The following is a 13,674-nucleotide window of genomic DNA, read 5'->3' on the forward strand; positions in this document are numbered from 1 at the left end:
ATGGAAAGTTCAGGGATGTAATTAGAAGATGGGGGTTCATCTATGAAAAATACCCGAAGTTGTAATTATTTCTATGATCCAAATACGGCGAACTATTTAATTGAATATAGAGGCAATTTTGAAGAGCAGATGAGTAACGTAGATTATGCTTGTGGGGCAAGAATTACTGCAAGTATAGGAGTAATTTCAGTAGCTCCAGAAAACCTAAGCAGGCTTTTAAGAGAGGTTCCTAGTATTATATTTCAAGATTTTAGGACTATGTATGTATTGCAAGAGATTTCTCCCTCTGCTGCGGATAATATAAGTAGTATAAAAATTAATCCATATTTAAATTTAACGGGAAACGGTGTTTTGGTAGGTATAGTAGATACTGGAATAGATTATTTAAATCAAGAGTTTATTAGGGAAGATGGCATTTCAAGAATCGCTGGTATATGGGATCAATCTATAGAAGATAAGAGTCCAGAAAACAGCTCTATTGAAAAACCTTATATGGGAACTCTCTATACAAATGAACAGATTAATCAAGCCATTAATGCTTCTAAAAATAACCAAGATCCATATGCTATAGTACCTTCAAGGGATGAAAGAGGTCATGGAACAAAGGTTGCTGGAATCGTTGGAGCAAGAGGTTATACTGGGGAGTTTGAAGGTGTAGCTCATGATTGTGAATTTGTAATTGTAAAACTTTTTGAATCGACTAATTTTAAAAAGAGATTAGAAGCTAATGGAATAATGGATGTTCCTACTTATAACGCTTCAGAACTTGTAGCAGGAATAGAATATCTAAAAAGAGTAGCAATAAGTTTATTAAAACCTATTGTAATATATATAGGAATAGGCAGTACTGAAGGAGCTCATGATGGTTTTAACTTAATCGAGAGGTATGTAGCTTCTATTGCAGATAATAGAGGAATATGTATGGTGGCAGGTGGTGGTAATGAAGGGGCATCTCAAGGACATGTAACAGGAAATCTTAAAAATGTGGGAGATGTGCAAGCAATTGAATTAAGAATACCTAGAGAAATGAAGAGCTTTTCTTTTTTTATATGGATTCAAAAGCCCAATAGAGCGTCTATAAATATAATTTCTCCCACGGGGGAAGAGTCAAAGGTCATTGAATCAAAGTTAGATAAAAGGCAAAGCTTTAAGTTTGTTTTTGTAAGAACTAATATGACTGTAAGATATTATACTCCTGAATATTTTACAGGACATGAAGTTATAAACATAAGTTTTGAAGATATAAAGCCTGGAATATGGACTTTTCAACTTATAGGTGTTTATGTGATAAACGGCAGGTTTGATGCTTGGTTACCACCAAAAGACACTTTACCAGAAAACACGGTATTTTTAAAGTCAGATCCGTATACAACTATTACTCTTCCTTGCATGGCTCCTAATACTGTTACAGTGGCTTATTATGGAATAGATAAGGCTTTAATTGCAGCTTCAGGAAAGGGATTTAATGCCAATTACAGAATCAATCCTGATATAGCAACTATAGGAATGAATGTGATAACTACTCAGCCAGCGGGAGGAGTTACTACTATGTCAGGATGTTCGGCAGCAACGGCAATTGTTGCTGGAACATGTGCCCTTTTATTGCAATGGGGAATTGTAAATGGGAATGACTTAACTATGTATTCAAGAAAGATTAGGAGTTATCTGATGTATGGAGCAGGTAGAAATCAGATGTATAAATACCCTAATAGAGAATTAGGCTATGGAGAACTTGATATATTAGGAACCTTTGATGCTTTAAGTAAAACCTATAGAGGAAAGCTTCAAGAACAAGGTTTTGCAGCTGAGAAAATAATTGATAATAGTGCTGGATATGAAGAATATAGTATAAAGAAGCTGTATATAAGGATTCCAATAAAAAGCTATAGGTGGGGATTAGATGAAAAGAGATATGGAAAAGCCAGAGGATCTTTTTTACAACACAAATTATGACCATTATGTTGTTAAATATCAAGGGGATATAGTTGGTGAAGTGAGTCAGTACCCCAATTATTGGGTAACTATACTCAATGAGAGATTAGCTATAGTGTCTTTACTAAAGAATGTTGAAATCAATGTTGGAGAGCCTTATTTTAAAACTATTGTATATGTAAGACCGGCAGATATGTTTACTCTTCAAGAAATTTCTCCTATAGAAGCAACTCAAGTAGGTTTTTTGCAATTAGAATTGCCATTAAATTTAACGGGCAAAGGAGTATCTGTTGCGATTGTAGATACTGGAATAGATTATTTAAATGAGGAGTTTATGACACTTGGTGGCGAAACAAGAATTGATCTTATCTGGGATCAAACCATACAACAAACTCAAGGACAAGGTTCTAAAATTTCTGTGCCTTTTGGAACTGTATATACAAAAGAAGAGATTCAAAGAGCCATACAAACAAATAGAGAAGGTGGTTCACCTTATGAAATAGTTTTGACTAAGGATGAAATTGGACATGGAACCAATATGTCTACAATAATTGCAGCTACAGGGAAGAATCCTAATTTCAAAGGTGTAGCGCCAGAAAGTGATATTGTTGTAGTGAAGTTAATAGAGGATTTTTCTTTTGAAGCTCAATTTGATATAAAAATTCCAGTTTATAATATTACAGTTATTTTTGCAGCTCTTGAATTTCTTTATAGATACGCATTAACGACAAATAAGCCAATAATTATCTATTTCCCTTTAGGAAGTAATTTGGGAAACAGAAAAGTAAATGGTCTTTTAGAACAGTATATTGAAGAAATATCTAGAAATAGAGGGATAGCTGTTGTTACTGGCACAGGGAACCAAGCAGCACAAGGTGGACATACATCTGGTCAGATACTAACTGTTGGTGAAAGAAGAACTATGGATATATATGTATCGCCGGAACAAAAAAACCTATGGGTAGAAATTTGGGTTGATCAACCGAATATAATGTCATTAGATATAGTATCACCTTCAGGCGAAAATACTGGCATTATGAATGTTTTAATCAACACCTATGGAACTTATACTTTTTTGTTTGAAAAGACTTCCATGAAAATTAATTATTTTATACCAGAAGAAATTACAGGGGATGAATTGATAAGAATAAGATTTTACGATATAAAATCTGGCATATGGAAATTAAGACTGTTAGGGAACTATATCTTAGATGGGAAATTCAATGCTTGGATTCCGCAATCGGGTATTGTTATTGGGGGAACTTCTTTTAGTTTTTCAGATCCATATGGAACCTATACAACACCAAGCTGCATAGATTTTATAGTTACAGCAGCTGCCTATAATCAAAGTAACAACAACATTGTAAATTATTCTGGTATGGCATTTGCAGATAGTTATGTAAATAAAATAGATGTAGCAGCTGGAGGCGTTAATGCAATGGTTATATCGCCAGGAAACGAAGTGGCTGTAGTCAATGGAACTAGTGTTGCAGCAGCCGTTGTGGCTGGAGCTGCTATTTTGTTGCTTCAATGGGGAATCATTAATGGAAATTATCCAAATATGTATTCGCAGACGATAAAAACTTATCTTGCTAGAGGAACAATTAAGAGAAGTGGGGATATATATCCAAATCCACAATGGGGCTATGGAATATTAAATATACTTGCTATATTCCAAAATATAATATAAGGTTTTAAGACTTGTGTAGAATTTAATAATCTGGGGGAAAAATGATGGAAAAAAATAATTCCATACCAGAAGATGTTTTTAATAGTAAAAGATATTTTAAATATATAGTTGAATATCAAGGAGATATTAAGAGAGAAATTTCAAATAGACCAGGCTTTTATGTAATTATAATAAATGATAAATATGCAATTGTAGCAGTTGAAGGTACTGGAGAATTTGAACTTCAGGACCCAGATATTTTTCAGACCGTTGCATATGTAGCTCGTCCAGCGGTGTATACCTTGCAAGAAGTTACACCAATAGATGCTGCAAAAATAAATTTTTTGCAGCTTGACCTACCTTTAAACTTAACAGGAAAAGGAATTATTGTTGGGATTATTGATACTGGTATAGATTATTTAAATAAGGAGTTTATGACTCCAAGAGGAGAGACAAGAATAGAGTGTATTTGGGATCAGACTATTGCTGGTGTTAACACAAAAGGATCAGTTAGAGCTGCTTACGGTTCTGTATATATAAAGCAAGAAATACAAAAGGCTATAAATGCTTCAAGAGATGGAAAGTCGCCCTATGAAATAGTTCCTAGTAAAGATGAAATCGGACATGGAACCAAAATGGCGGGCATAATAGGCGCAACTGGAGATAATCCACAGATTAGAGGTGCTGTGCCAGAATGTAGTTTTGTAGTAGTGAAATTGTTACAAGACCTTGTGACTCAAGATCTTCTTAAAAACAATTTTCCGATGTTTGACGTATCTTCTATTTTTACAGCTATTGAATTTTTATATAGATATTCACTTGATGTAGATAAACCTATAGTTATATACCTACCTTTAGGAACAAACTTAGGTAATCATAAGGGGGAAGGAATTTTAGAGCAATATATAGAACAAATATCCCAAGCTAGTGGTATTGTTGTAGTTACGGGAACTGGAAATCAAGGTGGTAAAGGTAGTCACACATCAGGAACTGTATTAGCAGTGGGAGAAACAAGAGCCATCGATATTTTTATACCACCAGAACAAAAATTTTTAATACTTGAAATTTGGATAGATAGGCCGAATATTATGTCTTTAGATATAATATCTCCTTCTGGAGAAAGTACTGGTGTTATTGAAGCTCTTATAAATTCTACTGAAAATTACTCATTTCTATTCGAAAGGACTAAAATAATAGTACGACATTACCTTCCAGAAGTAAATACTGGTGATCAACTTATAAGTGTTAGATTTTTTAATATAACCTCTGGAGTGTGGAAGTTGAGAGTAATTGGAAATTCTATATTAGATGGTACATTTAATGCATGGATGCTGCAAGAGGGTATAAATTCTGAACGGACTAGATTTATTTTTGCTGATCCATATGGGACAATTACAAGTCCAGGAAATTCAAAGATAATAGTTACAGTGGCAGCTTATAATCAAAGTAATAATAATATTCTAACTTATTCTGGAGTAGCGGATTTAGCGGATTATGAGGACGTTGTTGATTTAGCAGCTGGTGGAATAAATGCTATGACTGTAGCTCCTAATAATCAAGTAGCTGTGGTAAATGGAACTAGTGTAGCAGCTGCTGTAGTTGCAGGGGTTTGCGCGATGCTTTTACAGTGGGGTATTATTGAAGGAAACTATCCTTATATGTATTCCCAAACCATAAAGGCTTATCTTATGAGAGGGGTATCAAGGAGAAGTGGGGACATATATCCAAATCCTCAGTGGGGGTATGGAATGTTGAATGTCCGCGCTTTGTTCGCAAATATTATATAAATATTTTTCTATTAGTATAGAAGGACCATATGGAGGAACTAATATGGATAAGAATCGTGCAAATGTACCGGAGGATCTCTTTACCAGTGATAAATACTTTCATTATATTGTTCAATATGTAGGAGATATTCAAGGAGAAGTTTCAAAGGTACCAGGATATTATGTAACTATAATAAATAATCAGTATGCGATGATATCTACTGAAAGAGAGACCGATTTAAATGTTGATGAACCGCGGTTTAAGACCATAGAGTTTGCTGTGCAATCAGCATTTTTTACTCTTCAACAAGTATCTCCTATTGAAGCGGCTAAAGTTAACTTTCTACAATTGGAACTACCTTTAAATTTAACAGGTAGGGGAGTTGATATAATTATTATAGATACAGGAATTGATTATTTAAGTGAAGAATTTATCGATTCTAGAGGAGAAACGAGAATTGAACTAATCTGGGACCAAACTATCCCCAATTTAGGGAAAGAGCAAAAAATACCAGTGCCATATGGAACTATATATACAAGAGAAGAAATACAAAAGGCTATAAAGGCCTATAGAGAAGGTGGGGCACCCTATGAAATAGTTCCTAGTAGAGATGAAGTGAGTCACGGAACAAATATGACAGGATTAATTGGTGGTACTGGTAAAAAGCCTGAGTTTAAAGGTGTAGTTCCAGAATGCAACTTCGTTGTAATAAAACTCTTAGAAGCTTATGGATATAAGAAACTCTATAATTTAAAGATCAATGTTTTTGACATATCTACTATTTTTACAGCTTTTGAATTCGTTGAAAGATATATTAAAATTAATCGTAAACCTAGGGTTGTATATTTTCCTCTCGGAACCAATTTGGGAAATCATAAAGGTAACGGAGTTTTGGAGTTATATATAGAAAATATTTTGAAAAATAATGCTATAGCAGTAGTGACCGGGGCAGGAAATCAAGCCGGTAAAGGGAGTCATACCTCAGGGGTGATAACAGCAGTGGGACAAAGAAGAGCAATTGATTTATATGTAGCTCCTGGAGAACAGTTTATTATAGTTGAAATTTGGGTAGATCAACCTAATATAATGTCATTAGATATAATATCTCCTTCTGGTGAAAATACTGGAACTATAAATCCAGCTATTAATGCAATACAAACTTTTTCATACCTTTTTGAAGGAACTACTATAAAAGTGAATTACTTTGTTCCAGAGGAGAATACTGGAGATCAATTGATAAGGATAATATTTTATAATCTTCAATCAGGAGTATGGACTATGGCATTAACAGGAGAAGCTATTTTAGATGGAAAATATAATGCGTGGATACCACAAGAAGGGTTAATAAAGCCTGAGACAAGATTTATTTTATCTGATCCATATGGAACCTTTACAAATCCAGGGGGTTCAAAATATATAATTACAGCTGCAGCTTATAATCAGAATAATGACAATATATTAAATTATTCAGGGGTGGCATTTATTGAGGATTTTATAAATGTAATTGATATTGCCGCTGGTGGGGTAAATGCATTAACGGTAGCTCCAAATAATCAGTTGGCAATAGTAAATGGAACTAGTGTATCCGCAGCTATAGTTGCTGGAGTATGTTCTATGTTATTTCAATGGGGAATCGTAGAAGGGAATTATCCTTATATGTATTCTCAAACAATAAAGACCTTTCTTGCTAGAGGAGTTTCCACAAGACCAGGAGACATATATCCAAATCCACAATGGGGATATGGAATGTTAGACGCTCTTAAACTATTTGAAAATATAATTTAATTATGAAACAAGCAAGTAAATTCAATAAAACTCATAGACACTTTTAAGATTGGATAAGGATTACTTAGTAATGGTTGGAGAGGGATATGGCTACAATTAAAAAAAGTGATTTATATTATGATGCTAATGTAGGAAACTTTTTAGTAGCTTATAGGGGGAATTTTAAAGAGAAGATTAAAAAAATAGCTTATGCTACAGGTGATATAATTACAAACAATATAGGTGTTGTAGCTGTAAAAGCTAGTGAGATTAATCGACTCTTAGAGGATGTGCCTGAAATTAGGTATGTAGAATTTAGAACAATGTTTGTCCTTCAAGAAATTTCACCAAATTACGCCGATAGTATAAACAAAGTAAAAATTAATCCCTATTTAAACTTAACAGGAAAAGGTGTTTTGGTAGGGATTGTAGACACTGGGATAGATTATTTGAACCCGGAATTTATTAGAGAAGATGATACATCGAGGATTATTAGAATATGGGACCAAAGTATTAAAGAGAATGTCAGTGGAATTAAATATATGGGTGAAGTTTATACTAATGAAAAAATTAATGATGCAATCGAAGCATATAGAAATAATAAAGATCCATACTCAATAGTGCCTTCAAAGGATGAAATAGGTCATGGGACCAAAATTGCTGGGATAATTGGTGCAAGAGGGGCTGATAATGAGCTTCAAGGAATAGCTCAAGATTGTGATTATGTAATAGTAAAGCTATCTGAGGCCGCAAATTTCAAAAAGAGGTTAGAGGAAAATGGTATAGGTGATATTCCTGTATATAATGCTTCTGAGGTTGTAGCAGGACTTGAGTATTTGAAAGCTGTTGCAAGAGAATTGATGAGGCCCATTGTTATACATTTAAGTGTTGGGTCTACGGAAGGAAGCCATGATGGTGAAGGATTAATTGAGAGATATGTGTCGACAGTTGCAAGGCTCAAGGGTATAAGTTTAATAGTTGGTGTAGGAAATGAAGGGGCATCTCAAGGTCATGCATCTGGGAATATCAAAAATATAGGAGATGTGCAAAGAGTTGAGTTGAATATACCAAGAGAAATTAAAAATTTTTCTTTCTATATTTGGGTTCAAAAACCAAATAGGGCATCGATAAATGTTATTTCACCAACGGGAGAGGAAACTCAAGTTATTGAGTCTAGAACGGAGAAAGAAGTAGCTTTTAAATTTGTATTTATCAATACATTTATGAATGTAAAATATTTTACTCCTGAATATTTTACAGGACATGAAGTGATTCGTTTAACCTTTAGCGATATAAAACCTGGAATTTGGGTTTTAAAACTTATTGGTTTGTATATAACTTCGGGAAGATATGATATATGGTTACCACCAAAAGATACGTTGCCTCCAAATACAGTGTTTTTAAAAGCAGATTCTTATAATACTCTGACAATCCCATCTAATGCGATTAATATAGTTACTGTAGCATATCAAGGTGTGGATGGTTCTTTAGTTGCAACTTCTGGAAAGGGATTTTCACTTAATGAAGGTATTCGACCGGATGTTATAACTTTAGGGGATAACATATTGTCTATAAAACCTTATGGAGGAATTGAAGCAATGTCTGGGAGTTCTGCTGCTACAGCCATAGTAGTAGGTGCATGTGCACTATTTATACAATGGGCTATAGTTGATGGTAATGATGTAGCTATGTATGCCAAAAAGTTATTAAGCTACTTCACTTATGGTGCTAGGCGGAATGAATTATACAAGTATCCTAATAGAGAAATGGGGTATGGAGAGTTTGATTTATTTGAAACTCTTAGTATGGTTAGTGATGCTTTTAGAGGTGGTAGTGTAACGGGTAAGATTAACCCAAACACCTATGAAACTGAGGTAATTTATGGGAAAAAGAATAATTTTACTGAATATTATGCTGGTAAGATATTTATAAGAATTCCAACGAAACAATGGAGGAATTTTGATGGAAAGACAAAAAAATAATAATTACCCAAAGGATCTTTTTACTAGTACAGCTTATTATCATTATCTTATTGAATATGTAGGAAATATACAAGAAGAAGTTTCAAAGAAACCAGGGTTTTATGTGAATATAATAAATCCTAGATATGCAGTATTATCTGTAAAAGCACCAAAGGAGCCTAATATTGAGGACGTTTATTTTAGTGCTACGTCATATGTTAAATCCGCAGAGTTATACACCCTTCAAGAGATTTTACCTATATATGCAACGGAAGTTGGTTTTTTGCAATTAGATTTGCCATTGAATTTAACAGGTAATGGTGTTAATGTAGCTATCTTAGATACTGGTGTTGACTATCTAAGTGAAGAATTCATGAAAGTTAATGGGGAGACCAGAATCCGAGCTTTGTGGGATCAAACAATAGAGAGTGATGAAGAACAACAAGGTATATATGTTCCTTTTGGAACCTTATATTCAAAGGAAGAAATACAGGGAGCTATTAAGGCAAAAAGAGAGGGGAAAGACCCTTATGAAATAGTACCAAGCAAGGATGAAGTTGGACATGGAACAAATATGGCTGGTATTATCGGCGCCACTGGCAAAAATCCAAGGTTAAAAGGTGTTGTTCCACAATGTGATTTTGTAATTGTCAAGCTAGCAGAAGATGTTTCAAGAAAATCAGAACTTGGCATACAGGTCCCTGTTTTTGATGTTTCCTCTATTTTTGCGGCAATTGATTTTTTAGTTAGATTTGTTGGCATCGATTATAAACCAATGGTGATATATTTTCCCCTTGGTACAAATTCTGGAAATCACAAAGGTGTTGGTATTATTGAAGAATTTATAGAGGAAATATCTAAAAACAGTGGAATCGTCTTAGTTACTGGAGCAGGAAATCAAGGAGCGAAAGGTGAACATACTTCAGGAATAATATCTCAGGTAGGTGAGAAGAAGGTTATTGAGCTTAACGTATCTCCAGAACAGAAAAGTTTAGTTGTTGAGATTTGGGTTGAACCTCCCAATATAATGTCTCTAGATATAGTATCTCCTTCAGGGGAAAAAATCGTTGCAATCAGTGCTGCATTTAATGTTACTGAAACCTATTCCTTTCTCTTTGAGAGAACCTTGATAAAGGTTAATTATTTTTTACCCTTTGCAACTACTGGAGATGAGTGGATAGTTGTTAGATTTGAAAATTTAACTCAGGGAGTATGGAAGTTTGTTTTAACAGGTAATAGAATTTTGAATGGTAGATTTGATGTTTGGTTGCCACAGCATGGTATAGTTTTAGGAGATACCAGATTTATTTTATCAGATCCATATGGAACCATTACAAATCCAGGTACCTCAAGATATGCCATTACTGTAGCAGCTTATAATCAAAATAATGATAGTATATTAAATTATTCTGGAGTAGCTTTTCAAGATAAATTTATCAATGTAGTGGATATAGCTGCTGGAGGAGTAAATGCGTTAACTGTGGCACCAGATAATAATATTGCTGTGGTTAATGGAACTAGTGTAGCAGCTGCAATAGTTGCAGGAGCTTGTGCTTTATTACTTCAATGGGCAATTGTAGATAGCAATTATCCTTATGTGTATTCAAATACCATTAAAACATATCTTGCAAGAGGAGCTACTAAACGTGCAGGAGATATATATCCTAATCCACAATGGGGATATGGAATGTTAAATATTCTTGCTATGTTTCAAAATATATTATGATTAAATTAGCATAGGCCTTCAAATTTTTGGATTTATTGCTATTGATAATATAGGATAAAAGAACTCAAAATTCAAAAAAATAAGATAGAAGTTCTTTTAGAGGAGGATTAGAAATGGCGAAAAAAGGTATGCGCAGGTACGAAGATGAAGAGGAAAGCCCTCGTAATGATTTACCTCCAGTTCCAGAAATTCAGGGAGTTGCTAAAGCTGGACATAAGAAAGCACATCCTATTATAGAGAATAGTGTAGATTTTAGACAAAAACAAACTGAAAGATGAAAAAATTAATTAGAAAAGATACTCTAATAGGGATATCAAGAGAAATTCTTGATATCCCTATTAGAGTATAGTTAAAAAATATTTCATCTATATATTTTTTGTCACGAAATTGTCACATTCATTAGTTATGATATAATCAAATAATGCATCAAGAATAAGGGGTGTACAAAATGTATAGAGAAGATTTTAGCAATGATAATTTAAATGAAAATAAAGATGGTATAGAAAAAGAAAATTCTATTGTAACAACAAAATACACAGAGATAAAGCCAAGCAAGACAAAAAAGAAACAGGGAATTGGCAAAGTAATGGCAGGCATTGCAGGGGTATTAGTTCTTTCTCTAATAAGTGGAGGAATTGGAGCTGCAGTAACTTATAATATGTCAGCAAGTAGTACGAAGTCTCAAACTACAGAAGCAAACAATTTATATCAAACGCTAAGTAGCACTTCTGATAAGCCATTGGTAGTTACAGAAGTGGTGAAGAACGCAGAAAATGGTGTTGTGGCAATAACTGCTAAGGTAAAAAGTGCAAGAACAGGAGTTGGGGAAGCAGCTGGGTCAGGGTTTATTTTTAGTGAAGAAGGTTATATACTTACTAATTATCACGTTATTGCAGGCTCAAATGATATAATTATTCAGTTTAAGGATGGTAATACTGCAAACGCTAAAGTTATAAATTTTGATGAAGAATTAGATCTTGCAGTAATTAAAGTGACAGATGATATTTCTATGCCAGCAGTATTAAACCTAGGAAATTCATCTTTAGTTGTGACAGGGGAATCTGTAGTGGCTATAGGTAGTCCTCTTGGAAGTGAATTTATAGGATCTGTTACAAGTGGCATTATTAGTTCAGCTCAAAGACAACTTGAAACTGAAACTGGAGTTCATAACTTTTTACAAACAAATGCAGCTATAAATCCAGGAAATAGCGGTGGACCACTTTTAAATATGAAAGGTGAAGTAATAGGAATAAATTCAGCAAAAATAACTGGTGGTGTAGAAGGCATTGGTTTTGCTATACCAATAGATACCGCTAAAGAAAAAATTGGTGATTTGCTTAAGCCAATAGTAACTCTTGGAATTGAACCTAGAGATATAACTGAGGAGATGTCAAAACAATATGACCTTAATGTTGGAGTATATATAGTTAGAGTATCTAATGGAAGTGCAGCTCAAGAAGCTGGACTTAGAAATGGAGATATAATAATAAAAGCAGATGGCAAAAAGGTAAAGACTAGTGAAGCCTTAAAAGCTGCGTTAGATAAACATAAGTCAGGGGACACAATGAAGCTTACTATAATTAGGGACGGTGAAGAAACTACTGTTTCGGTACAGTTATAAACTGTGATTCTTGACAATGCATCTGTTTTATGATAATATTATTTAAAAAGAATCACCTTTAATGTTGGTACAGAGAGACCAAAAAGGTATAGTATAATATTGTTATATAATCTACGCGTTTACTATGCCTTTCTATAAGTTTAGAAAGGCATTTTTATTTGGTAACAATATGTATTTAGTTCTTAGGTATACTGATTTTAAAAAAATAGTAAGGTGACATTACATGCCTTTAAAGATAGTCCAGAGAGGCTAAAAAGGAGGAAAATATGAAAGAATTAAGACATTTCCTTGAACCAAGGGATTTAAAGTTACAGGAATACGAAGAATTATTTGAATTAGTAGATAAAATCATGGCAAATCCAAAAGACTATTCTGAAATTGCTAGGGGCAAAATCTTAGCAGCTCTGTTTTTCGAACCAAGTACAAGAACTAGATTAAGCTTTGAAAGCGCAATGCTAAAGCTTGGTGGTAGCGTAATTGGTTTTTCAGAAGCATCCTCTTCTTCTACCGCAAAGGGTGAAAGCATTGAAGATACAACTAGGATGGCAAGCATATATGGTGATATTATTGCTATGCGTCATCCAGAAGCTTACTCACCTTGCAAAGCATCAAAGGTTTCAACAATCCCAGTGATTAATGCTGGAGATGGAGGACATCAACATCCCACACAAACATTAGCAGATTTAATAACTATAAGAGCAAAATTTAATAGATTAAATAACTTAAAAATAGGTTTCTGTGGAGATTTAAAGTTTGGAAGAACTGTACATTCTCTTGCACAAGCTTTTAGTGAGTATGAAAACAATAGCTTTGTATTCATATCACCAAAGGAACTTAAGATGCCAGATTATGTGAAGCAAGAACTTGAGCAGAAAGATATGCCTTATATTGAGACAGATAACTTAGAAGATGCAATAGCAGACTTAGATATAATATATATGACAAGAGTTCAAAAAGAAAGATTTGAAGACGCTGATGAATATGAAAGATTAAAAGATTTTTATATTCTAGACGGAGAGAAAATGTCAAAGGCTAAGGATGAGTGTATTGTGTTACACCCACTGCCAAGAGTTAATGAAATATCTTGTGAAGTTGATAGTGATCCAAGGGCTTGGTACTTTAAGCAAGCAGAATACGGGATGTATGGAAGAATGGCTCTAATAATTAAGCTTCTACAGCTAGATTGTGACAAGGTATTAAGGTTAAAGTATTATGAGCTGGAGGGAGTGTAATA

Annotated in this window: 9 protein-coding genes; all 9 read left to right on the forward strand. The window is 33.9% G+C overall.

Annotated elements, in window-relative coordinates; translation table 11 throughout:
* Positions 1-42 precede the first annotated feature (42 nt).
* The 9 genes from CLOCEL_RS07780 to pyrB all read left to right on the forward strand — a co-directional run bounded on the left by CLOCEL_RS07780 (position 43) and on the right by pyrB (position 13,672).
* Entirely contained in the window at positions 43-1,953 is a 1,911-nt protein-coding gene (locus CLOCEL_RS07780) for a S8 family peptidase (protein ID WP_010077500.1), read from the forward strand.
* Entirely contained in the window at positions 1,901-3,622 is a 1,722-nt protein-coding gene (locus tag CLOCEL_RS07785) for a S8 family peptidase (protein ID WP_010077499.1), read from the forward strand. The genes CLOCEL_RS07780 and CLOCEL_RS07785 overlap by 53 nt, the downstream gene beginning before the upstream one ends.
* A 44-nt stretch (positions 3,623-3,666) precedes the next feature.
* The gene (locus tag CLOCEL_RS07790) at positions 3,667-5,388 is read left to right on the forward strand and encodes a S8 family peptidase (protein WP_010077498.1); all 1,722 of its coding nucleotides are present in this window, start codon (positions 3,667-3,669) and stop codon (positions 5,386-5,388) included.
* A 43-nt stretch (positions 5,389-5,431) separates the two neighbouring features.
* On the forward strand, positions 5,432-7,153 hold the full coding sequence (locus tag CLOCEL_RS07795; protein WP_013291679.1) for a S8 family peptidase: 1,722 nt from the start codon (positions 5,432-5,434) through the stop codon (positions 7,151-7,153).
* Between the two features lie 86 nt (positions 7,154-7,239).
* Complete coding sequence (locus CLOCEL_RS07800; protein WP_010077496.1) at positions 7,240-9,114, forward strand: S8 family peptidase; 1,875 nt, start codon at positions 7,240-7,242, stop codon at positions 9,112-9,114.
* Positions 9,095-10,819: a S8 family peptidase gene (locus CLOCEL_RS07805; RefSeq protein WP_010077495.1), complete on the forward strand. Its 1,725-nt coding sequence runs from the start codon at positions 9,095-9,097 to the stop codon at positions 10,817-10,819. The genes CLOCEL_RS07800 and CLOCEL_RS07805 overlap by 20 nt, the downstream gene beginning before the upstream one ends.
* Before the next feature lie 113 nt (positions 10,820-10,932).
* Entirely contained in the window at positions 10,933-11,097 is a 165-nt protein-coding gene (locus CLOCEL_RS23075) for a hypothetical protein (RefSeq protein ID WP_010077494.1), read from the forward strand.
* Positions 11,098-11,267: 170 nt separating this feature from the next.
* Entirely contained in the window at positions 11,268-12,440 is a 1,173-nt protein-coding gene (locus tag CLOCEL_RS07810; protein WP_010077493.1) for a S1C family serine protease, read from the forward strand.
* A 266-nt stretch (positions 12,441-12,706) separates the two neighbouring features.
* Positions 12,707-13,672: an aspartate carbamoyltransferase gene (pyrB, locus tag CLOCEL_RS07815; protein ID WP_010077492.1), complete on the forward strand. Its 966-nt coding sequence runs from the start codon at positions 12,707-12,709 to the stop codon at positions 13,670-13,672.
* The last annotated feature ends 2 nt before the right edge of the window (positions 13,673-13,674 follow it).

It is taken from the genome of Clostridium cellulovorans 743B (genome assembly GCF_000145275.1).
Classification (GTDB): domain Bacteria; phylum Bacillota; class Clostridia; order Clostridiales; family Clostridiaceae; genus Clostridium_K; species Clostridium_K cellulovorans.